This is a genomic window from Geodermatophilus poikilotrophus (genome assembly GCF_900111455.1).
GTDB lineage: Bacteria > Actinomycetota > Actinomycetes > Mycobacteriales > Geodermatophilaceae > Geodermatophilus > Geodermatophilus poikilotrophus.
Genome location: NZ_FOIE01000002.1, coordinates 1 through 22,227, shown reverse-complemented (window position 1 = coordinate 22,227; position 22,227 = coordinate 1). Strand labels below are relative to the sequence as shown.

Sequence of the window (22,227 nt, the reverse complement as noted above, 5' to 3'; positions counted from 1 at the left end):
CTGGGCTCGCGGAGGGCAGTGGGGAGGACGGGGTCCCCTCACCGGGTCGCGTACATCCGCATGTCGGCCGAGTGCAGCAGCGCCGGGAAGTCGGCGCCGTCCTCGGGCCAGACGCTGACGCCGATGCTCGCCCGCACGACGACCTCCTGGTCGCGCAGCACCACTGGGGCGGCGACGACCGCGGCCAGCTCGTCGGCGATGCGGCCGGCCTCGGCGCCCGCGGTGCCCTCCGGCAGGCCGGTGAGCGCCACGAGGAACTCGTCGCCGCCGAGGCGGGCCAGCAGGTCGTTGCGCCGCAGCCGGCCGCGCAGCCGCTCGGCGACCGCGACGAGCAGCTCGTCCCCGACCGCGTGGCCGAACCGGTCGTTGACCGCCTTGAAGCCGACCAGGTCGACGAACAGCAGCGCCACCGCCTCGTCCCGGGCCCGGGCGTTCCAGATCGCGGTGTCCACCTGCTCGGCCAGGCGCCGCCGGTTGGGCAGGCCGGTGAGCGGGTCGGTGTAGGCCAGCTCCTCGATGCGGGCCAGGTAGCTGCGGGTGCGGTCGCGCTCCTGCACCAGCGCCCGCTCGGCGTCCACGCGGGCGGTGACGTCGACCTGGGTGCCGATGTAGTGGGTGACCGTGCCGTCGGGGCCGGTGACGGGCGCGAGGTGCAGCTCGTTCCACCACGGCGTCCGCTCCGGGCCGCGGTGGTTGAGCACCGTCACCCGGCACTCCTCGCCGGCGTCGACCGCTCGGCGGATCGCGGCGACCGCCGCCGGGTCGGTGTCCGGGCCCTGCAGGAACCGGCAGTTGCGGCCGAGCAGCTCGCTCGTCGGCAGCCCAGCGAGCCGTTCGAAGGCCGGGTTGACGTAGACCAGCGGCTGGTCGGGCAGCCGGACGTCGACGATCGACACCCCGCTCGGGGTGGCCGCCAGCGCGCCCTGCACGAGGGTGTCGCCGGTCGCGCTGACGAGGACCCCGACGTCGAACCGGCCGACGGCGGGCCCGCCCGGGGCGACCGGGGCGGCCGCCTCCGGGCGCGGTGGCGAGGGCAGCGGCTCCTGGGGCGGGGCGACCCTGGCCAGCAGGGCCGCGGTCGCCCGGACGACGGTGTCGCGATCGTAGGTCAGGGCGTAGGCGAACCGGCGCTGGGCGTCGGGACCGTCGTCGCCCAGGTCGCGGGCGAGCAGCGCGGCGGCGAAGTGCGGGCCGAGCACGGTGACGTCCCACTCGCCACGGAGGGGGTCCGCCGGGTCCAGCGCGGCACCACGCAGGCCCGGCAGCGGCTCGCCCGGCAGGTCCTCGCCGAGGGCGCAGACGAAGCCGGTGCGCTGCACCAGGTCGCGGTAGCGCAGCGTCGTCGCCGGGGTGAAGTGCCGGGCCTCCTGGAAGGTGGCGGCCACGACCGAGGCGGCGCCCAGCCGCAGCGCTTCGCGCTCCAGCTGCTTGGACAGCTCGATGAGCAGCGCCTTGGGGGCCTCGCGCAGCGGGACGTCGATCGGCAGGCAGGCGAACGGCGAGACGTCGGCGTCCTCGCTGACGGTGTCGGGCAGCTGCGAGGGCAGCACCAGGGAGCCGTGGACGGCGCCGTCGACCGGGCCGGGTCCGGGGCGGCCGAAGAACCAGCCCTGGCCGAGGGTCGCACCCAGGGCGCGGGCCATGGCGAGGTGGGCCTCGTCCTCGATGCCCTCGGCGAGCACCACGGCGCCGGTGCGCTCGGCGTGAGCGTTCACCGCGTTCATGATCTCGGCGATCGCCGGGCCGGGGCGCTCCTGCACCAGCCGCAGGTCCAGCTTGACGACGTCGGGTCGCAGCAGCGGCATGAAGGCCAGCGACATCGCCTCGGCGCCGACGTCGTCGACCGCCACGCCCCAGCCCACCGAGCGGACCCGCTCCACGGTGCGCAGCAGCTCGGCGGGCCGGGTGGCCAGCGCGCGCTCGGTGATCTCCAGGACCACCCGGAGTCCGCCGGGGGCCGCCTGCACGATGGCCAGCAGCTCCTCCATCGGCGCGCGGTCGAGCACCTCGGGCTCGACGTTCACGAAGAGGGTGAGCGGCGCCTGCAGGCCGACCGCGAGCGCGCCGTTCAGCGCGGCGGAGCGGCAGGCGGCGTCCAACTCGGCGAGGCGACCGGCCGCGCGGGCGGCCGCGAAGAGGTGGTCGGGGCGCTCGAGCGGGCCCTGCGGACCCCGGGCCAGCGCCTCGTAGGCCACCACGCGGCCGGTGTCGAGCTCGACGATGGGCTGGAAGACGCTGTGCACCGTCCCGTCCCGCAGGACGTCGTCGATCGTCGTCGCGGGGGCGGCGGAGGAGATGGTCACGTCCCCGCCATCGGTCCGCCGTCCCCCGTGTTGAGCGGCGACGGCCGGGGGCTCCCTCCTCGGGGTGAGGACCAGGCCGCCGGCGCGGTCCGTCGCGCAGCGGCGAGTGCGACGGACCCGTGGTCGTCAGCGGCTGATCACCACCAGTCCGTCGCACCGGACGGCGGCGGCCGGTGTCCGCGCGGGCGGGTCCCGGGAAACCCGCCAGCAGCGCCGCCGGGACCGCGGGCAGAATGGCCTCCCGTGTCTGGCGCCAACGACCCCTACGACCCCAAGCAGGTCGCCGCCCTCTCGCCGGAGTCCCTCGACGCCGCGGTCGCCGAGGCCCAGCGGGCGTTCGCCGGCGCGGGGGACCTCGAGCAGCTGGCCGCCGTCCGCCCGGCCCACCTGGGGGACCGCGCACCGGTGCTGCTGGCCCGCCGCGAGCTCGGCGCGCTGCCGCCGGCCGCCCGTGCCGACGCCGGCAAGCGGGTGAACGCCGCGCGGGTCGCCGTCACCGAGGCCTACGAGACCCGCCGGGCCGAGCTGGAGGCCGAGCGCGACGCGCGGGTGCTCGCCGAGGAGCGGGTCGACGTCACGCTGCCGTGGGACCGGCTGCCCCGGGGCGCCCGGCACCCGCTGACGACGCTCACCGACCGGATCGCCGACATCTTCGTCGGGATGGGCTACGAGGTCGCCGAGGGCCCGGAGCTCGAGGCCGAGTGGCTGAACTTCGACGCGCTCAACATCGGCCGCGACCACCCGGCGCGCACGATGATGGACACCTTTTTCGTCGTTCCCGAGGACTCCGGCCTGGTGCTGCGCACGCACACCAGCCCGGTGCAGGCCCGGACGATGCTCTCCCGCACCCCGCCCATCTACGTCGTCGCGCCCGGCCGCGTCTACCGGACCGACGAGCTCGACGCGACCCACCTGCCGGTCTTCCACCAGGTCGAGGGCCTGGCCGTCGACCGTGGGCTGACCATGGCGCACCTGCGCGGCACCCTGGACCACCTCGCCCGCTCGCTGTTCGGCGCCGACGCGGTCACCCGCTGGCGGCCGTCGTACTTCCCGTTCACCGAGCCGTCGGCGGAGTTCGACGTGTGGTTCCCCGAGCACCGCGACGGCCCGCGCTGGGTCGAGTGGGGCGGCTGCGGGATGGTCAACCCGCGGGTGCTGGTCGCCTGCGGCATCGACCCGGAGGAGTACTCCGGCTTCGCGTTCGGCATGGGCATCGAGCGGGCCCTGCAGTTCCGCTCCGCCGTCGGCGACATGCGGCACTTCGCCGAGGGCGACGTCCGGTTCACTTCTGCGTTCGGAGTCGAGCAGTGAGGGTCCCCATCGGCTGGCTGGCCGAGCACGTCGACGTCCCCGCCGGCACCCCCGTCGAGGACCTCGACACCGCCTTCGTGCGCCTCGGCCTGGAGGTCGAGGAGGTCCACCGGCCCGCGGAGGTCACCGGCCCGCTGGTCGTCGGCCGGGTGCTGGAGATCGAGGACCTGACCGGCTTCAAGAAGCCGATCCGGTACTGCCAGGTGGACGTCGGCGAGGAGCAGGCGCGGGGCATCGTCTGCGGTGCCACCAACTTCGCCGTCGGCGACTCCGTCGTCGTGGCGCTGCCCGGGGCCGTGCTGCCCGGCGGCTTCGGGATCGCCGCGCGGAAGACCTACGACCACGTCTCCGACGGGATGATCTGCTCGGTCCGCGAACTGGGGATCGGCGAGGACCACGCCGGCATCCTGGTGCTCGGCGACGACGCCCCGGCCCCGGGCACCCCGGCCGGCCCGGTGGTGGGGCTGGACGACGTGGTGATCGAGCTCGCCATCACCCCCGACCGCGGCTACTGCCTGTCGATGCGCGGCATCGCCCGCGAGATGGGCACCGGCCTGGGCGTCGCGTGGCGTGACCCGGGCGCGCTGACCCCGCCGGCCTGGTCGGGGGAGCCGGCCTGGCCGGTGTCGGTCGAGGACGCCGACCGCTGCGACCGCTTCTCGATGATCGCGGTGGAGGGTCTGGACCCGACCGCGCCGAGCCCGTGGTGGATGCGCCGGCGGCTGGCGCAGTCCGGCGTCCGCAGCATCTCGCTGGCCGTCGACGTCACCAACTACGTGATGCTCGAGCTCGGCCAGCCGATGCACGCCTTCGACCGCGACCGGGTGCGCGGTCCGATCGCCGTCCGCCGGGCGCGCGAGGGCGAGCGGCTGACCACGCTGGACGGCGCCGACCGCGCGCTCTCCTCCGACGACCTGCTGATCACCGACGACTCCGGCCCGATCGGGCTGGCCGCGGTCATGGGCGGCGCCTCGACCGAGATCGGCGACGGGACGTCCAACGTGCTGCTGGAGGCGGCGCACTGGGAGCCGACCGGGGTGGCGCGCACCGCCCGCCGGCACCGGCTGCCCAGCGAGGCGGCCAAGCGCTTCGAGCGCGGCGTCGACCCGGCGATGACGGTGGCCGCGCTCGTCCGGGCCGCCGCCCTGCTCGCCGAGTACGGCGGCGCCCGCGTCGTCGGCTCGCTGGTGGACGTCGACACCCGCGGCCCCCGCCCGACGATCGCGCTGGACCCCGCGCGGCCCGGCCGGGTGGCCGGCGTGGCCTATCCGCCGGACCGGGTCACCGAGCTGCTCAGCGCGGTCGGCTGCACGGTCGACGGGGACGCCCCGCTCACGGTCACTCCGCCGTCCTGGCGCCCCGACCTCACCGACCCGGCCGACCTGGTCGAGGAGGTCGTGCGGCTGGCCGGCTACGACGACGTCCCCTCGGTGCTGCCCACGGCCCCGCCCGGGCGCGGGCTGACCGAGCGGCAGCGCCGGCGCCGCGCCGTCGGCCGGGCCCTCGCCGAGTTCGGCTACGTCGAGGCGCCGTCCTTCCCCTTCGTCGGGACCGCGGCCCTCGACGCGCTGGGCCTGGCCGCCGACGACCCGCGCCGGCAGGTCGTGCTGATCCGCAACCCGCTGTCGGAGGAGGAGCCGGCGCTGCGCACGACGCTGCTGCCGGGGCTGCTCGCCGCGCTGGCGCGCAACCTCTCCCGCGGCATCCGCGACGTCGCCCTCTTCGAGCACGGCGCGGTGTTCCCCGGTGGCGAGCGGTCGGCGGCCCCGCTGCCCGGCGTCGACCGGCGTCCGGACGACGAGACGCTGGGCGCACTGCTGGGCGCGGTGCCGGAGCAGCCCTGGCACGTCGCCGTGGCGCTGTCCGGCCACCGCGAGCCGCGCGGCTGGTGGGGTCAGGGCCGCCCGGCAGGCTGGGCCGACGCGGTGCAGGCCGCCCGCCGGGTCGCCGAGACCGCCGGGGTCGAGCTGACCGTGCGCGCGGGGGATCGGGCGCCGTGGCACCCGGGCCGCTGCGCGGAGCTGCTGGTCGGCGGCCGGGTGGTCGGGCACGCCGGCGAGCTGCACCCGCGGGTCTGCGCGGCGCTGGACCTGCCCGCCCGCACCGCGGTGATGGAGCTGGACGTCGACGCGCTGCCGCCGGCGCCGGTGCCGGCGGGCCCGCGCCTGTCGAGCTTCCCGCCGGTCTTCGTCGACCTGGCCTTCGTGCTCGACGAGGGCGTGCCGGCCGCGGCGGTCGAGGGGTCGATCCGCGAGGCCGCGGGCGAGCTGCTCGAGGCGGTGCGGCTGTTCGACGTCTACACCGGGCCGCAGGTGGGCGAGGGGCGCAGGTCGCTGGCCTGGTCGCTGACCCTGCGCGCGCCGGACCGGACGCTGTCCGGCGAGGAGGCCGCCGAGGTGCGGCAGCGCGTGGTGGCGTTCGTCGAGCAGGCGCTGCAGGCCGAGCTCCGTGGCTGAGGAAGGACCCCCTGCCCCCCGCCGCTCGCAGGCTCGCGGCGGGACCCTGCAGGGGGCCGTCGCGCTGGTCACCGGCGCGTCGAGCGGGATCGGCCGGCACCTCGTGGCGGGGCTGGCCGCCCGCGGCATGGCCGTGGCCGGCCTGGCCCGGGACGGCGAGCGGCTGGCGGCGGCGATGGACGAGGTCGCCGCCGCCACCGGTGGGCGCACGCTCGCCGTGCCCGCCGACGTCACCGACCGGGCGGCGGTGGACGACGCGGTGGCGCGGGTCCGGGAGGAGCTCGGGCCGGTCGACCTGCTGGTCAACAACGCCGGGGGGATCGACGCGGCCGAGGAGCCGCTGTGGGAGGCCGACCCCGACCAGTGGTGGTCGGTCGTGGAGAGCCACGTCCGCGGCGCCTTCCTGCTCGCCCGCGCGGTCGTGCCGTGGATGGTGCTGCGCAACCGCGGCCGCGTCGTCGACATCGCCAGCGGGATGGGCGTGCGCGCCCGCCCGGAGTACTCGGCGTACTCGGTGGCCAAGACCGGCCTGATGCGGATGACCGAGGCGCTGGCCGGCGCGCTCGAGGGCCTGGACGTGCGGGTGTTCGACGTGGCCCCGGGCGTCGTCGACACGCCGATGACCCGCGCGATGCCGATGTGGCAGGGCTTCACCGACTGGACGCCGCCGGAACGCGTCGTCGAACTGGTCGCCGCGATCGCCGCGGGGGAGCTCGACCAGTGGGCCGGCCGGTTCCTCCGGGCCGGCGCCGACGACCTCGCCGTCCTGCGCGCCACCACGCCGGAGGACGCCGCCCGCCAGCTGCGGCTGCGCCCCTACGGCGACGACGACCCGCTGGCCTGAGGCGGCGGGTGGTCAGACCACCGTGGCCAGCGCCTGCGGTGCGATGTCGACGGCGACCGGTGTGTCCGCCTCCAGCTCCACCAGCTCGCCGTCCAGCTGCAGCGGCATGGGGGCGAGCGCCGTGAACGCGTAGTGGGTGGCGCTCGGTTGCGGGCCGAGACCGCGGGTCGCGGCCCTGATGAGCGTCCCGAGAACGCGGAGCTTGCCGGTGCGCCGCTGCGTGATGACCTCGAACCGGCCGTCGTCGGGACGGCCGCCCTCGCTGAGCGTCGCGTACTTCGCCATCTCGTCGATGTTGGCGAACACCAGGCTGTCGATCGTGCGCCGCCTGCCGTCCTCGAGCCTGATCGGGAACGGCCGGAAGCGGGAGAAGGACCGCACCACGGTCACGATCTCCCGCCACGACCCCTTCCCGCCCTCCTCCAGGTCGACGGCGACGACCGGGGTGAGGCCCACGCCGATGTAGGAGTGCGCGTACCGGGTCTGCGCGGCGTCCCCGCTGCCGATGGTGAGCCTCAGCAGGTCGATCCGGCGGACGTCGCCGGCCACGATGGCGTCGGCCAGCGGCCGCTGCCGCGTCACCCGGCGGTGGTCGTTGGCGTTGCCGGCGGCCCGGACGGCGCAGACGGCCTCGGTGGTCCCGGCCTGCATCACGCCGTCGACGACCTCGTTGTACCCGCCGTCCCCGCTCACCGAGACGAGCAGCGGGCGCCCGGTTCGGGCCGCCTCGCGTGCCAGGTCGCGGGCGTGCCCCGCGTGCTGGGTGGGGCAGAGCTCCACCGGCACGTCCGGCAGCCGGCGGGTCAGCTCGGCGTGCAGCTCCTCCGCGGACCGCGGTGCGTCGCCGGTGCTGTGCGGGTTGAAGATGATCACGATCCGGTCGAACGGACTCACGTCGGAACTCCTCTGAGGGGCGGGCGCCCGTCGGCTGTGCACGTCATGCCCGAGGGGCGGCCCGGGCACGCGTGAGGTGCGCCGGACGCCGCACCGTCGGCTGGCCGCCGTGCGACCGGCCCCTCGAGCGGCATGATCGTCGGGGTGCCCTCGGCGGCCGTGCGCACCACTCGGCAGCGTGCGCCCACGGGGCGGCGACAGCCTCGTCGACCAGCGCCCTCGCCCGCCGCCCGCGGGTGCTCGGCGTCACCAACAGCCGCTGGGGGGACGCCGGCCCGTCAGCCACCTCAGCGAGCCCGACGTGACCGCCCCCGAGCTCCCGGACCGGCGACCCACACCGGTCACAGCTCGTCCGATGACAGCCAGGGCTCGCCGGTGGCTGTATCTGACGCGGTGGCATGCGCCTCCGCTGAGTGAAGGCCCCCGCGCTGAGCGTCGCGGGGCTCGTGCTCTTCCGGGACTCGGGGGGACGTCATGGGAGCAGCGCCAGGGGAGCTGATGCGGATCCTCACGCGGAACCAGCCCCTCGGCCCGCCGTACACGGAGGAACTGCTCAGGAGCCCGCGGGGCATCTTCGAGCAGCTCTACGACCGCATGAACGGTTGCCACGGCAGTGCCGAGCGCGACGACCCCCTCTACGTGGTCGGCCGCAAGGGCTCCGGGAAGACCGCCTTCCTGGCGGGGACGGCCTTCGTCGACGGTGCGAAGGTCATCCTGATCAAGTCCGAGGACGCCTACCACGAGGTCGAGCGGCTCCGGATCCGGTACGCCCGCGAGGTCGGTCCGCTCTTCGCGGAGAACCTCGCACACGTGTGGCAGGTGCTCCTGGCCCACGCCGCGATGCTGCTCGCGTACCGGGTGCCCGGACTGAGACACACGGACGAGGGCCGGCTCATCGCGTCCTACCTCAGCTCGTACGGCAACCCGTCGAGTCTGGAACCGGGGCGACTGCTCGCCCGTGTCGGCAGTGCGCTGTCCGACGTCCTCGTCCGATCGGCCCCCGGTCTGACGGTCGAGGAGATGTGCGCGTCCCTGCGGACCGACGTCGCCACCTACGAGGTCGCCCACCGGTCCTTCGTCGACCTGACCAGGCGCAAGGGCGTGCGCTTGTTCGTCGTCGTGGACAACCTCGAGGACCTCCACGTCCACGTCGACGAGCTGCGGACGACGCTGTCCGCCCTCTTCCGGGCCACCCGCGAGTTCGTCACCACAGCCGAGACCCGCCCGTTCAAGGTGCGTTTCGCCTTCCCGGCGGAACTCATGCAGCGTCTCCGGGACCTCACGGCCAACCCGGAGAAGGACTTCCTCGACTACCTCGTCATCCGGTGGACCGCGGCGGAGCTGATCACCATCGCCGGGAACCGGCTGCGGCACTACCTCGACCTGTACCACCGGAACGAGCTGGAGCGCCTGGGACTACCGGACCAGCACGACGAGCGGGACCACCACATGGCCGAGGCCACCCTGAGGTCGCTGCTGCCCCGGGGAGGGATGCGCACGGGTCTGGGGTCGGACGAGGACCCGGTCGCCTACATCATGCGGCACACGCAGCTCCTGCCGCGCCACCTGATCCAGATCCTGAACTCGATCCTGGCGCGCGCGGCGCGACACCGCCACGGTGTGCCCGTCGCGACCCCCCTGGACGTCCTGGAAGGGGTCCGGGAGGCGGAGCTGCGCATCGTCGACGGGATCCTGTCCAGCTACTCGCACGACTACCCCTTCATGGCGACGGCGCTCGGGTACCTCAAGAACCACATCCCGAACACGCTCTCGTGCAGCGAGCTCCACCGCGCCTTCAACGCCGCGGGAGTCGCCCGCTCCGGCGTCGACTACAGCGACTTCCTGGAGGCCGCCCTGGACGTGGGCGTCCTGGGCATCGTGGAGGGGTCGACCTCGCGGTACACCGTCGGCCGCTTCTCCTACACCTTCACCGAGACGTTGCGACCGGTCGAGGACGCCGACCAGGTCTGCGTGCACCCGCTCTTCATGTTCCGGCTCTTCGACCGGGGCGGGATCCGCCGCCTCCGGGACCGGGGGAGGCTCCCGGTGTACCCGTACGGTTCGGACACCGGGCAGTACGACCGTGACTAGCAGCGGGCGGTGGGCCTACCTCGACGTCGGTCCCGAGGGCCGCAGCGTGCTCGGCATCTCCTTCTCCGGAGGGGGCATCAGGTCAGCCGCCTTCTGCCTGGGGGCGTACCAGGCCCTGTCCCGTCAGGGGCTGTTCCAGCGGGCGCGGTACCTGTCCGCCGTCTCCGGGGGCAGCTACATCGCCGGTGCCCTCACCGTCGCCCAGGGCAAGTCCGATGCCGAGGCCCTGCGTGGGGAGGCCGCGCCCTGGTCCCGGGGCAGTCCGGAGGAGTGGTACCTCCGGACACACCTCAGTTACCTCGCTCCCGGGGTGGCCGGCCGGCTGTGGCTCGTCGTCAACTTCGCCTACGGCCTCCTGCTGAACCTCCTGCCGCTCGTGGTCGGGTCCTCGCTCGCCGGCTGGGTCGTCGGGCTGGTGTACGGGGCCGCGATCCCCCACATCGGGAGCCCTGAGGGTCGGTTGGCCGGGGCGGTCGTGTGGGGCAGCGCCGCGGCGGCCGGCTCGTTCCTGGCGGCGATCGTGCTCGTGGGTGTGCGACGGTTCTTCGACAAGAGCCGGTTCCGCGCCGCTCCGGGGGAGCGGCCGCTCCGGAGGACCGCGACGGTCCTCGTCGCGGGCTCGGGTGTCCTCGCGGTCCTGGCCGTCTGCCTGCCCCTCCTGGTGCACCTCCTCGGTCTGGCGCTGGCCGACGGCCCGTTCTGGGCGGGGCGGGCCGACGACCTGGGGTCCCGTCGCCTGCTCCTGACCGTGGTCATGGTGGCGGGAGTGGTGCTGCTGGGAGCCCTCGCGGTGCTGTTGCAACGACTGGGCAGAGCCCGTGCGTTCCAGGGCGTCCTCGCGTCCCTGGGCGGCTGGGGGATCCTCGCCGTGCCCTTCCTGCTGGCGGCGGAGAACGAGGCGCGCAGTGGCTGGGACGCCCCGCAGGACGTGTGGGTGCTCCTGGGACTGCTGTCCACGCTGGCGGTCTGCGGCTGCTGCATCCACAACCGCCGGTACTCCATGCACCTGTACTACCGGGAGCGCCTGAGTCACGCGTTCGTCCTGAAGCGGACCAGTGCGGCCGGTGGCGTGCGGGTGGCCCCCGTCCCCTACGACGACGAGGTGAGACTGAGCGACCTCGGACGGGAGATCGAGGCCAAGCGCCGGGCTGGTCTGCCGTTCCCCGAGCTCATCGTCTGCGCGGCGGTGGCCGCCCGTGAGGGGGACGTGCCCAACAAGAGCTGGGCCGCCCCCTTCACGTTCGACGCGCGCCAGTCGGGGAGTGTCGACCTGGCGCCCCTCGTGGAGACCTCCGAGCTGGAACGGACGCACACCAAGGGCGGCAGCGGCCTCACGCTGCCGTCGATGATGGCGATCTCAGGGGCGGCCATCTCGCCGACCATGGGACGCTTCACCCTCCCTGCGCTGCGGCTGTTGATGGCCCTGGCGAACCTCCGCCTCGGGGTGTGGATCCCCAACCCGTTCCGGCGCGGTGACGTGACGCCTCCTCCGTCCGCCGGCCGCTCGCGTGTGCACCGGATGGGGCGGGCGCTGGCCGCGGGGTGGCGGGAGCCGGGTGGGCTGTACGTGCTGAGGGAGGCGATGGGGCTGGCGGGGACCCGGGGGCGCTTCATCCACGTGTCGGACGGCGGTCACTGGGAGAACCTCGGCCTGGTGGAGCTGATCAGGCGCCGCTGCACGCACATGGTCGTCGTGGACGCCAGCGCGGGTGGTCTCAGTCCGCTGCAGGACATCGCCCGCGCCGCGGCCCTGGCCCGGTCCGATCTCGGTGCCGAGGTGAGGCTGGACCCCACGGCCACCCTGCCGTCGGCCGAGACCGGCCTGGCCGAGGAACCGGTCGCGGTGGGGAACGTGACCTATCCCGACGGGGGCATGGGGGTCATCTACTACGCACGCTGCGTGCTGTGGGACGGCGTCCCGATGGACCTCGCGGTGCTCCGGGAGAAGGACCACCAGTTCCCCCAGCACCCGACGGCCAACCAGTTGTTCTCCGGCGAGCAGTTCGACGCCTACCGGGCACTGGGCTGGGAGGTCGCCGCCGCACTGGCGCAGCGCGCCAACGTCCCCCTCGACCAGTTCGACGGGGGCGAGGTCGACGAGGAGGCGGCCGAGTCGGTGCTCGTCGTGTGAGGTGCCCGGGCGGGTGGACGTCGGCCGGCGGCTCCGACGGCGGGCTGCAGGAACCCCCGATGAACAGTCATGCATGGCCGTGTATGGTCATGCACCGTGAGCGGAACACAGACGTGGACGGTCGGGGTCACCGGCGCCACCGGGTACGCGGGGGGTGAGGTGTGCCGGCTGCTCGCCGGGCACCCGCACCTCCGGCTGGCCGGGGTGCACGCCAACTCGAGCGCCGGCCGACGCCTGGGTGAGCTGCAGCCGCACCTGCTGCCCTACGCCGACCTGCAGGTGCAGCCGAGTGACGCGGACTCGCTGCAGGGCTACGACGTCGTCGTCCTCGCCCTCCCGCACGGCGAGTCCGCCGCCATCGCAGCACGGCTCCCCGGCGACACGCTCGTCATCGACTGCGGCGCCGACCACCGGCTCAACGACCCGGCCGCCTGGGCGCGGTGGTACGGCTCCGAGCACGCCGGCACCTGGCCCTACGGCCTGCCCGAGCTGCCCGGCCAGCGGGAGCAGCTCGCGGGCGCCCGGCGGATCGCCGTCCCCGGCTGCTACCCGACCTCGGTCAGCCTGGCCCTGGCCCCGGCGCTGGCCGCCGGCCTGGTCGAGCCCGAGGTCGTCGTGGTCGCCGCGAGCGGCACCTCCGGTGCCGGGAAGTCCGCCAAGCCGCACCTGCTCGGCAGCGAGGTCATGGGTTCGGTCAGCGCCTACGGGGTCGGCGGGGTGCACCGGCACACGCCGGAGATGGTGCAGAACCTCTCCCGGGCGGCCGGCGCACCCGTCGCCGTGAGCTTCACCCCGACCTTGGTGCCGATGAGCCGCGGCATCCTCGCCACCTGCTCGGCACCCCTGGCCGCGGGCACCGACGAGGCCGCCGCCCGGGCCGCCTACGAGAAGGCCTACGCCGACGAGCCGTTCGTGCACCTGCTGCCCGAGGGGCAGTGGCCCACGACGGCGCAGGTGCTGGGTGCCAACACCGTCGCGCTGCAGCTGGCCGTCGACCCCGACGCGCACCGGCTGGTCGTCGTCGCCGCGCTGGACAACCTGACCAAGGGCACCGGGGGAGCGGCTGTCCAGTGCGCCAACCTCGCCCTCGGCCTGCCCGAGACCACCGGCCTGCCGGTCGTGGGAGTCGCACCGTGATCACCGATGCACCGGAGGGTGCCCAGTGAGCGTCACCGCCCCGCAGGGGTTCTCCGCCGCGGGTGTCGCGGCCGGGCTGAAGTCCAGCGGCGCCCCGGACGTCGCCGTCGTCCTCAACCACGGCCCGGACGACGCCGCGGCGGCGGTCTTCACCACCAACCGCTTCCCGGCCGCGCCGGTGCTCTGGAGCCGCCAGGTGCTGGCCGGGGAGCGGGCGCGGGCGGTCGTGCTCAACTCCGGCGGCGCCAACGCCTGCACCGGGCCCGAGGGCTTCCAGGACACCCACGCCACCGCCGAGCACGCCGCGAAGGCCCTCGACCTGGGCGCGATCGACGTCGCCGTCGCCTCCACCGGGCTGATCGGCGTCCGGCTGCCGATGGACCGGCTGACCGCCGGCGTCACCGCCGCGGTGGAGGCGCTCAGCGAGGACGGCGGCCCCGACGCCGCCCGCGCGATCATGACTACCGACAGCGTCCCCAAGACCACCGTGCAGGCCCGCGACGGCTGGACCGTCGGCGGCATGGCCAAGGGCGCCGGCATGCTCGCGCCCAGCCTGGCCACGATGCTCGTCGTCCTCACCACCGACGCGGTGGTCGACGCCGGCACCCTGCAGACCGCGCTCAAGCAGGCGACCAGCGTCTCCTTCGAGCGGGTCGACTCCGACGGCTGCCTCTCGACCAACGACACGGTGATCGTCCTGGCCAACGGCGCGAGCGGGGTCACCCCGAGCGCCGAGGAGGTCACCGAGGCGCTGACCGCGGCCGCGACCGACCTGGCGATGCAGCTGCTGGCCGACGCCGAGGGCTCCACCAAGGACATCGCCATCACGGTCCGCAACGCGGCCAGCGTCGAGGACGCCCTGACCGCCGGCCGCGCCTGCGCCCGCAACAACCTGCTCAAGACGGCGCTGTTCGGCAACGACCCCAACTGGGGCCGGGTGCTCGCCGCGATCGGCACCACCGACGCCGCCTTCGAGCCCGACCGGGTGGACGTGACGATCAACGGCGTCACGGTCTGCCGGGGCGGCGCGATCGGCGACCCCCGCGAGGGCGTCGACCTCACCGGCCGGGAGGTCACCATCGACGTCGACCTGGGGGCCGGCGGCGAGCAGGCCACGATCTGGACCAACGACCTGTCCATCGCCTACGTGCACGAGAACTCGGCCTACTCCACATGAGCGACCTGGCAGCACCCGACCCCGAGCCGCACGTGACCACCGCGCACGACCCGGCCGCCCAGGACCCCACCCCGCCCGACGTCCGGGTCGAGGAGGCGCCGCCCACGGTGCCCACCGTCCGCAGGCGGATCGGCACCAGCCGCGTGATGCGCACCTACGACCCCGAGGGCGACGCCCGCAAGGTCGCCGTGCTCACCGGGGCGCTGCCGTGGCTCAAGGAGTTCCACGGCAACGTCGTGGTGATCAAGTACGGCGGCCACGCGATGGTCGACGAGGAGTGCCGCCGGGCCTTCGCCGAGGACATGGTGTTCCTGCGGACCTGCGGCATCCTGCCCGTCGTCGTGCACGGCGGCGGCCCGCAGATCACCGAGATGCTCGGCCGGCTGGGCATCGCCAGCGAGTTCCGCGGCGGCCTGCGGGTGACCACGCCGGAGACCGTCGACGTCGTCCGCATGGTGCTCACCGGGCAGGTCGGTCCCGACATCGTGGGGCTGATCAACCAGCACGGGCCGATGGCGGTGCACCTCTCCGGCGAGGACGGCGGCCTGTTCACCGCGGAGCGCACCACCGCGACCGTCGACGGCGAGCAGGTCGACATCGGCCTGGTCGGCGACGTCGCCGCGGTCGACCCGACCCCCGTCACCGCCCTGCTCGAGGCAGGCCACATCCCCGTGGTCGCCAGCGTCGCGCCCGACGCGGACGGCGTGGTGCACAACGTCAACGCCGACACCGCGGCGGCGGCGGTGGCCGTGGCGCTGGGGGCGGTGAAGCTCGTCGTCCTCACCGACGTCGAGGGGCTCTACGCCGACTGGCCCGACCGCGACTCGCTGGTGCAGCAGATCGACGCGGGCGAGCTGGCGGAGATCCTGCCCGGCCTGGACTCGGGGATGGTGCCGAAGATGGCCGCCTGCCTGCGGGCGGTCGAGGGCGGGGTGAAGCGGGCGACCGTCGTCGACGGCCGCACCCCGCACGCCCTGCTGCTGGAGATGTTCACGTCCGAGGGCACCGGGACCATGGTGGTCCCGGCCCGCGCCACCACCGGAGAGGAGCCGGCATGACCCACACGGAGGAGCTGGCCACCCGCTGGTCGGCCGTGATGATGCACAACTACAAGACCCCGCCGGTGGCGCTCGCCCGCGGTGCGGGGGCGACCGTGTGGGACGTCGACGGCCGCGAGTACACCGACCTGCTCGGCGGCATCGCGACGACGATCCTCGGCCACGCCCACCCGCGGGTCGTCGAGGCGATCACGAAGCAGGCGCAGACGCTGGGCCACGTCTCGAACCTGGCGATGCACGAGCCCGGGGTGACCCTGGCCGAGCGGTTGCTCGAGCTCGCCGGCCGGCCCGGCCGGGTCTTCTTCTGCAACTCCGGCGCCGAGGCCAACGAGGCCGCGTTCAAGCTGAGCCGGCTCACCGGGCGCACCGAGGTGGTCACCGCGGAGGGCTCCTTCCACGGCCGGACCATGGGCGCGCTCGCGCTCACCGGCCAGCCGGGCAAGGCCGACGCGTTCGCCCCGCTGCCCGGCGGCGTCCGGTTCGTGCCCTACGGCGACGCGGAGGCGCTGGCCGGCACGGTCACGGACCGGACGGCGATGGTGCTGCTCGAGCCGATGCTCGGCGAGGGCGGCGTGCAGCCGGCGCCGCCCGGCTACCTCACCGACGCCGCCCGGACCGCTGCGGCGTCCGGCGCGCTGTTCGCCGTCGACGAGGTGCAGACCGGCACCGGCCGCACCGGGCACTGGTTCGCCCACCAGGCCGACGGCGTGGCCCCCGACGTGGTCACCCTCGCCAAGGCCATCGGCGGCGGGCTCCCGCTGGGCGCCACCCTCGCCTTCGGGGACGCCGCGGAGCTGATGACCGCCGGCTCGCACGGCTCCACCTTCGGCGGCAACCCGATCGCCGCGGCGGCCGCGCTCGCCGTCCTCGACACCATCCGCGACGAGGGGCTGCTGGAGCGGGCCAAGGAGCTCGAGCACCGGTTCACCGCCGGCATCGAGGCCCTCGGCCACCCGGGCGTCTCCGGCGTGCGCGGCAGGGGCGCGCTGCTCGGCGTCGTCCTCACCGCGCCGGTCGCCGGGGCGCTCGAGGCCCGGCTGCGGGAGGCCGGGTTCCTCGCCAACGCCGTCGCCCCGGACGTGCTGCGGCTGGCGCCGTCGCTGGTGCTCACCGACGCGCAGGTCGACGCCTTCGTCGCCGCCCTGCCGGCAGCGCTCGACGCCGCGACGGCCGACCGGTGACCCGCCACCTCCTGCGGGACGACGACCTGAGCCCGGCCGAGCAGGCCGAGGTCCTGGCCCTGGCCGACGAGCTCAAGCGCACCCGGCACACCGAGGCCGCGCCCACCCCGCTGCGGGCCCCGAACGGCGTGCCCCGGGCGGTCGCGGTGCTGTTCGACAAGCCCTCGACCCGGACCCGGGTGAGCTTCTCCGTGGGCGTGGCCGAGCTCGGCGGGTACCCGCTGGTCGTCGACGGCGGCGCCAGCCAGCTCGGCCGCGGCGAGTCGGTCGAGGACACCGCCCACGTGCTCGACCGGCAGGTGGCCGCGATCGTCTGGCGCACCTTCGGCCAGGACCGCATCGAGGCGATGGCCGCGGTCAGCCGGGTGCCGGTGGTCAACGCGCTCACCGACGAGTTCCACCCCTGCCAGATCCTCGCCGACCTGCAGACGGTCGCCGAGCGCAGGGGCGCCCTCGCCGGGCTGACGATGAGCTACCTGGGCGACGGCGCCAACAACATGGCGCACTCCTACCTGCTCGGCGGCGCCACGGCCGGCATGCACGTGCGCATCGGCTCGCCGGAGTCCTTCCAGCCCTCGCCGGAGGTGCTCAAGCGGGCCGGGGAGATCGCCGCGGAGACCGGCGGCTCGGTGCGCTGGACCGACGACCCATCGGCCGCCGCCGACGGCGCCGACGTGCTGGTCACCGACACCTGGGTGTCCATGGGGCAGGAGGAGGAGTACGACGCCCGCGTCGCACCGTTCCTGCCCTACGCGGTGGACGACGACGCACTCGCCCGGGCCGCCGACGACGCCGTCGTCCTGCACTGCCTGCCCGCCTACCGCGGCAAGGAGATCGCCGGCTCGGTCATCGACGGGCCGCAGAGCGCGGTGTGGGACGAGGCGGAGAACCGGCTGCACGCGCAGAAGGCGGTCCTCATCTGGCTGCTGGAGCACTCGTGACGACCCGCGCGCCCGGCCGGCCCGTGCGCCGACGACCCCGGGGGCCGCGGTGACGACGGCGCTGACCCGCTCGGCCCGGCAGGCGCGGATCCGCGAGCTCATCGAGACCCAGCCGGTGACCTCGCAGACCCAGTTGGCCGCGCTGCTCGCCGGGTCGGGCATCGAGGTCACCCAGGCCACCCTCTCGCGGGACCTGGAGGAGCTCGGCGCGGTCAAGATGCGCGGGTCGGACGGCGCCCCGGCGTCCTACGTGCTGCCGCCGGAGAACGCCCCGCTGCGCCCGGCCCAGGCGGCGCCGGCCCGGCTCACCAGGCTGCTGGCCGACCTGCTGACCTCCGCTCAGGGCAGCGCCAACCTCGCCGTCCTGCGCACGCCGCCGGGTGCGGCGCAGTTCCTCGCCTCCGCGCTGGACAAGGTCGGCCTCCCCGACGTGCTGGGCACGATCGCGGGGGACGACACTCTGCTGGTCGTCTCCCGCGAGCCGGACGGCGGGGCCGCCCTGGCCGACCGGCTGCGCGCGATGGCCCAGCGCACGCCCGCCGCCCACCCCGAGCTGAAGAACGACCTGGAGGACCCCGCACCGTGAGCCCGGCCGACCCCGCCGTCGCCCCGCCCTCGCCCCACACCCGGCTCTGGGGCGGCCGCTTCGGCGGCGGAGGACCATCGGACGCCCTGACTGCGCTGTCCAGGTCCACGCACTTCGACTGGCAGCTGGCCCCCTACGACCTGGCCGGCTCCCGCGCGCACGCCCGCGTCCTGCACCGGGCCGGGCTGCTCACCGACGACGAGCTCGAGCAGATGGTCGCCGCGCTCACCGAGCTCTCCGCCGAGGTCGCCGCCGGCACGTTCACCGCGATCGAGTCCGACGAGGACGTGCACGAGGCGCTCGAGCGCGGCCTCACCGAGAAGCTCGGCGCGCTCGGCGGCAAACTGCGCGCCGGCCGCAGCCGCAACGACCAGATCGCCACCGACCTGCGGCTCTACCTCCGGCACACCGTGCGCGACCTCGTCGGCGAGCTGGCCGCCCTGGAGTCCGCACTGGTGGAGCTCGCCGACCGGTACCGCGACGTGGCCGCGCCCGGCATGACGCACCTGCAGCACGCCCAGCCGGTGCTCATCGCCCACCAGCTGCTCGCCCACGCGCACGCGTTCACCCGGGACGTCGACCGGCTGCAGGACTGGGACCGCCGCACCGCCGTCAGCCCCTACGGCTCCGGCGCGCTGGCCGGCTCCTCGCTGCCGCTGGACCCCGACGCCGTCGCCGCCGAGCTCGGCTTCGACCGCGCCTCGGACAACTCCATCGACGGCGTCAGCGACCGCGACTTCGCCGCCGAGTTCTGCTTCGCCGCGGCGCTGCTCGGCGTGCACCTCTCCCGGCTGGGGGAGGAGGTCGTGCTCTGGACGTCGACCGAGTTCGGCTGGGCGCGCCTGCACGACGCCTGGGCCACGGGGTCGTCGATCATGCCGCAGAAGAAGAACCCCGACATCGCCGAGCTGGCTCGCGGCAAGTCCGGCCGCTTCGTCGGCAACCTGACCGGCCTGCTGACGATGCTCAAGGGCCTGCCGCTGGCCTACGACCGCGACCTGCAGGAGGACAAGGAACCGGTCTTCGACTCCATGGAGCAGCTGCTCCTGCTGCTGCCGGCGGTCACCGGGATGGTCGCGACGCTGACCCTGCGCCCGGAGGTGCTGGAGGCCGCCGCGCCGCAGGGCTTCGCGCTGGCCACCGACGTCGCCGAGTGGCTCGTCCGCCAGGGCGTGCCGTTCCGCTCGGCGCACGAGGTCTCCGGCGCGATGGTCGCCTACTGCGAGCAGCGCGGCCTCGAGCTCGACGAGCTCTCCGACGCCCAGCTCGCCGAGGTCGCGCCCGAGCTGACGCCCGGCGTCCGCGCGGTGCTCTCCGTGCCCGGCGCGCTGGCCGCGCGCAAGGCCCGCGGGGGGACGGCGCCCGAGCGGGTCGCCGAGCAGCTGGACACGCTCGGGTCGCTGGCCCGGTCGCACGCGGAGTGGGCGTCGTCCTCACCCGTAGCGGCGGCCCTCTGAGCGACGTGGTGCCCGGGCCGCTGCTGGCGCCCGAGGAGCTGCTCGGCCCGCCGGACGCCGTGGCGCCGACGCTGCTCGGCTGCTGGCTGGTCACCGACCGCCCGGCCGGTCGCGTGGCGCTGCGGCTCACCGAGGTCGAGGCCTACGCCGGCGACGGCACCGACCCGGCGGCGCACTCCCACCGCGGTCCCACGCCCCGCGCGGCGGTCATGTTCGGCCCGCCCGGACGGCTCTACGTCTACTTCAGCTACGGCGTGCACTGGTGCGCCAACATCGTCGTCGGCGCGGAGGGCCAGGGGTCGGCGGTGCTGCTGCGCGCCGGGGACGTCGTGGTGGGGGAGGAGCTGGCCGCCGCCCGCCGTCCCGCCGCGAAGGCCGCTCGTGACCTCGCCCGCGGACCGGCGCGGCTCACGCAGGCCCTGGACATCGGCCCCGGCGACAAGGACGCCGACCTGCTCGACCCGTCGTCCTCCGTGCGGCTGCACCGTGGCGAGCCGCCGGTGCAGGTGTCGGCGGGGCCGCGGGTCGGGATCAGCGTCGCCACCGAGCTCCCGTGGCGGTTCTGGGAGACCGGTGCGGCCTCGGTCAGCGCCTTCCGACCGGGTGGCGGACCCCGTTCCCGGCGGGCCAGGCAGGATTGAGCCCGTGATCGACGTGATCGACGAGCTGCACCGCCGCGGGCTGGTCGCCCAGAGCACCGACGACGACGCCCTGCGCGCCCACCTGGCCGCCGGCCCGGTCACGTACTACGCCGGCTTCGACCCCACCGCGCCCAGCCTGCACGTCGGCCACCTGCTCCAGTTCATGGTGCTGCGGGCGCTGCAGCGAGCGGGCCACCAGCCCGTCGTCCTCGTCGGCGGCGCGACCGGCCTCATCGGCGACCCCCGGCCCACCGCCGAGCGCCAGCTCAACGACCGGGACACCGTCGCGGGCTGGGTGGACAGCATCCGCACCCAGGTCGCGCCCTTCCTCGAGGTGCCGGCCGAGCGGGGCGGCCTGCAGGCCCCGGTGTACGTCGACAACCTCGAGTGGACGGCGCCGCTGAGCGCGATCGACTTCCTCCGCGAGATCGGCAAGCACTTCCGGGTCGGGCGGATGCTGGCCAAGGAGGCGGTGGCCGCCCGGCTGAACTCCGAGGCCGGGATCAGCTACACCGAGTTCAGCTACCAGATCCTGCAGGCCAACGACTACCGCGAGCTGTTCCGCCGCCACGGCGTCACGCTGCAGACGGGCGGGTCGGACCAGTGGGGCAACCTGACCGCCGGCATCGACCTGGTCCGCCGTACCGAGGGCGCGACGGTGCACGCGCTGTCCACCCCGCTGGTCACCAAGTCCGATGGCACGAAGTTCGGCAAGACCGAGGGTGGCGCCGTCTGGCTGGATCCCGCCCTCACCTCGCCCTACGCCTTCTTCCAGTTCTGGCTCAACGCCGACGACGCTGACGCCCGTGCCTGGCTGCCCCTGTACTCCGAGCGCCCGGCCGAGGAGGTCGAGGCGCTGCTCGCCGAGTCCGTCGAGCGGCCGGCTGCCCGTGCGGCGCAGCGTGCGCTGGCCGAGGAGCTCACCCGCCTCGTGCACGGCGAGGACGAGCTCCGCCAGGCGGAGGCCGCCGGTCGGGCGCTGTTCGGCCGGGACGACCTCCGGGTCCTGGGTCCGGACACGCTCGGGACCGCCCTGCGCGAGGCCGGCAGCGTGACCGTGGACGGCGGGACGCCGACCGTCGCCGCCCTGCTGCAGCAGACCGGACTCGTCTCGAGCCTCTCGGAGGCCCGCCGGACGGTGAAGGAGGGTGGCGCCTACCTGAACAACGAGCGCGTGACCGACGCCGAGGCCGTACCGGGGGAGGGGGACTGGCTCCCCGGCGGCTGGCTGGTGCTGCGTCGCGGCAAGCGCTCGGTCGCCGGCGTCCAGCGAGCCGGAGGCGCCTGAGCGGGAGGTGAACGACGTGTGACGGTGCTGTTGCAGCCGGGTGTCGACCGTCACCTCGGGTCGGTTTGACAGCCCGGACGACACCCACGTAACTTTCTCTCTGCGCCAGGCGAGACCGGCGCGGACGGAGACCGAGTCACCGCCCGCGGGTCGGACCGGGCGCCGCCTGCCCAGCGACAGAGCGGGCCCTGGGAACACAACCCGGGGAGCGCTCGTTGCCCAGGGCACTGCCGCTCCGAGCGCCGAGCACGGGTCCTGGACCCGCGGCTTGACGGACACGGGAAGCGGCGTAACGTGGAACAGCCGCCGCGATCGAAGGCCTCACCGGGCCGGGCGTCGTGAGCGTCCGCTCCTTGAGAACTCAACAGCGTGCCGAAAGTCAGTGCCAAGTAACAACCCCTTTGTGGGTTTCTTTGGGTTGATGGATATCGAGAGTGCTAGCTCTTGGTTCTCGGCCTGGTTCAAGCATCTACGGAGAGTTTGATCCTGGCTCAGGACGAACGCTGGCGGCGTGCTTAACACATGCAAGTCGAACGGTGAACCTGCTTCGGTGGGGGATCAGTGGCGAACGGGTGAGTAACACGTGGGCAACCTGCCCCCGGCTCTGGGATAACTCCAAGAAATTGGGGCTAATACCGGATGTGACCGCTGACCGCATGGTCTGGTGGTGGAAAGGGTTTCCGGCTGGGGATGGGCCCGCGGCCTATCAGCTTGTTGGTGGGGTAGTGGCC

General features: G+C 74.5%; 16 protein-coding genes and 1 rRNA gene. 15 read left to right on the top strand and 2 right to left on the bottom strand.

All coding sequences use genetic code 11. The features are described 5' to 3' along the window. Nucleotides 1-38: 38 nt before the first annotated feature. Nucleotides 39-2,303 carry a diguanylate cyclase domain-containing protein gene (locus tag BMW27_RS04570; RefSeq protein ID WP_245743306.1) on the bottom strand — a complete coding sequence of 755 codons (2,265 nt, stop codon included), beginning with the start codon at nucleotides 2,301-2,303 and terminating at the stop codon, nucleotides 39-41. A 243-nt stretch (nucleotides 2,304-2,546) separates the two neighbouring features. On the opposite strand from BMW27_RS04570, the gene pheS reads away from it, so the two are divergent. Genes pheS through BMW27_RS04555 form a run of 3 tightly spaced genes read left to right on the top strand, consistent with a single transcriptional unit; the run spans nucleotide 2,547 to nucleotide 6,914 of the window. After that, nucleotides 2,547-3,614, top strand: a complete 1,068-nt coding sequence (pheS, locus tag BMW27_RS04565; protein WP_091439925.1) for a phenylalanine--tRNA ligase subunit alpha — start codon at nucleotides 2,547-2,549, stop codon at nucleotides 3,612-3,614. Then, nucleotides 3,611-6,070, top strand: a complete 2,460-nt coding sequence (gene pheT / locus BMW27_RS04560; RefSeq protein ID WP_091439921.1) for a phenylalanine--tRNA ligase subunit beta — start codon at nucleotides 3,611-3,613, stop codon at nucleotides 6,068-6,070. Before pheS ends, pheT begins: the two co-directional genes overlap by 4 nt. Beyond that, nucleotides 6,063-6,914 carry an SDR family NAD(P)-dependent oxidoreductase gene (locus BMW27_RS04555; RefSeq protein ID WP_091439919.1) on the top strand — a complete coding sequence of 284 codons (852 nt, stop codon included), beginning with the start codon at nucleotides 6,063-6,065 and terminating at the stop codon, nucleotides 6,912-6,914. Before pheT ends, BMW27_RS04555 begins: the two co-directional genes overlap by 8 nt. Nucleotides 6,915-6,926: 12 nt before the next feature. Here BMW27_RS04555 and BMW27_RS04550 read toward each other — a convergent pair whose 3' ends face one another. Continuing rightward, nucleotides 6,927-7,808, bottom strand: a complete 882-nt coding sequence (locus BMW27_RS04550) for a diacylglycerol/lipid kinase family protein (RefSeq protein WP_091439915.1) — start codon at nucleotides 7,806-7,808, stop codon at nucleotides 6,927-6,929. 498 nt (nucleotides 7,809-8,306) lie between these two features. Between BMW27_RS04550 and BMW27_RS23225 the strand changes: the two genes are divergently transcribed. The 12 genes from BMW27_RS23225 to BMW27_RS04490 all read left to right on the top strand — a co-directional run. Beyond that, nucleotides 8,307-9,899 carry a P-loop ATPase, Sll1717 family gene (locus BMW27_RS23225; protein ID WP_091439912.1) on the top strand — a complete coding sequence of 531 codons (1,593 nt, stop codon included), beginning with the start codon at nucleotides 8,307-8,309 and terminating at the stop codon, nucleotides 9,897-9,899. After that, the gene (locus tag BMW27_RS04540; protein ID WP_091439908.1) at nucleotides 9,892-12,030 is read left to right on the top strand and encodes a patatin-like phospholipase domain-containing protein; all 2,139 of its coding nucleotides are present in this window, start codon (nucleotides 9,892-9,894) and stop codon (nucleotides 12,028-12,030) included. The genes BMW27_RS23225 and BMW27_RS04540 overlap by 8 nt, the downstream gene beginning before the upstream one ends. Nucleotides 12,031-12,126: 96 nt before the next feature. Beyond that, entirely contained in the window at nucleotides 12,127-13,167 is a 1,041-nt protein-coding gene (argC, locus tag BMW27_RS04535) for an N-acetyl-gamma-glutamyl-phosphate reductase (RefSeq protein ID WP_217638041.1), read from the top strand. Nucleotides 13,168-13,192: 25 nt separating this feature from the next. After that, a complete protein-coding gene (gene argJ / locus BMW27_RS04530; protein WP_091439903.1) occupies nucleotides 13,193-14,344 on the top strand; it encodes a bifunctional glutamate N-acetyltransferase/amino-acid acetyltransferase ArgJ in 1,152 nt (383 codons plus the stop codon). Further along, on the top strand, nucleotides 14,341-15,402 hold the full coding sequence (argB, locus tag BMW27_RS04525; RefSeq protein ID WP_245743305.1) for an acetylglutamate kinase: 1,062 nt from the start codon (nucleotides 14,341-14,343) through the stop codon (nucleotides 15,400-15,402). Before argJ ends, argB begins: the two co-directional genes overlap by 4 nt. After that, nucleotides 15,399-16,583 (top strand): acetylornithine transaminase, encoded by a 1,185-nt coding sequence (locus BMW27_RS04520; RefSeq protein ID WP_091439900.1) that lies wholly within the window; start codon nucleotides 15,399-15,401, stop codon nucleotides 16,581-16,583. Before argB ends, BMW27_RS04520 begins: the two co-directional genes overlap by 4 nt. Beyond that, nucleotides 16,580-17,524, top strand: a complete 945-nt coding sequence (gene argF, locus BMW27_RS04515; protein ID WP_091439898.1) for an ornithine carbamoyltransferase — start codon at nucleotides 16,580-16,582, stop codon at nucleotides 17,522-17,524. Before BMW27_RS04520 ends, argF begins: the two co-directional genes overlap by 4 nt. Before the next feature lie 49 nt (nucleotides 17,525-17,573). Continuing rightward, nucleotides 17,574-18,110, top strand: a complete 537-nt coding sequence (locus BMW27_RS04510) for an arginine repressor (protein ID WP_091439895.1) — start codon at nucleotides 17,574-17,576, stop codon at nucleotides 18,108-18,110. Beyond that, nucleotides 18,107-19,567: an argininosuccinate lyase gene (argH, locus tag BMW27_RS04505; protein WP_091439892.1), complete on the top strand. Its 1,461-nt coding sequence runs from the start codon at nucleotides 18,107-18,109 to the stop codon at nucleotides 19,565-19,567. The genes BMW27_RS04510 and argH overlap by 4 nt, the downstream gene beginning before the upstream one ends. Nucleotides 19,568-19,572: 5 nt before the next feature. Beyond that, on the top strand, nucleotides 19,573-20,208 hold the full coding sequence (locus tag BMW27_RS04500) for a DNA-3-methyladenine glycosylase (RefSeq protein ID WP_091441369.1): 636 nt from the start codon (nucleotides 19,573-19,575) through the stop codon (nucleotides 20,206-20,208). Between the two features lie 4 nt (nucleotides 20,209-20,212). Next, nucleotides 20,213-21,496 carry a tyrosine--tRNA ligase gene (gene tyrS / locus BMW27_RS04495; RefSeq protein ID WP_091439889.1) on the top strand — a complete coding sequence of 428 codons (1,284 nt, stop codon included), beginning with the start codon at nucleotides 20,213-20,215 and terminating at the stop codon, nucleotides 21,494-21,496. 468 nt (nucleotides 21,497-21,964) lie between these two features. Continuing rightward, nucleotides 21,965-22,227: ribosomal RNA gene (locus BMW27_RS04490) — 16S ribosomal RNA — on the top strand; the annotation flags it as partial.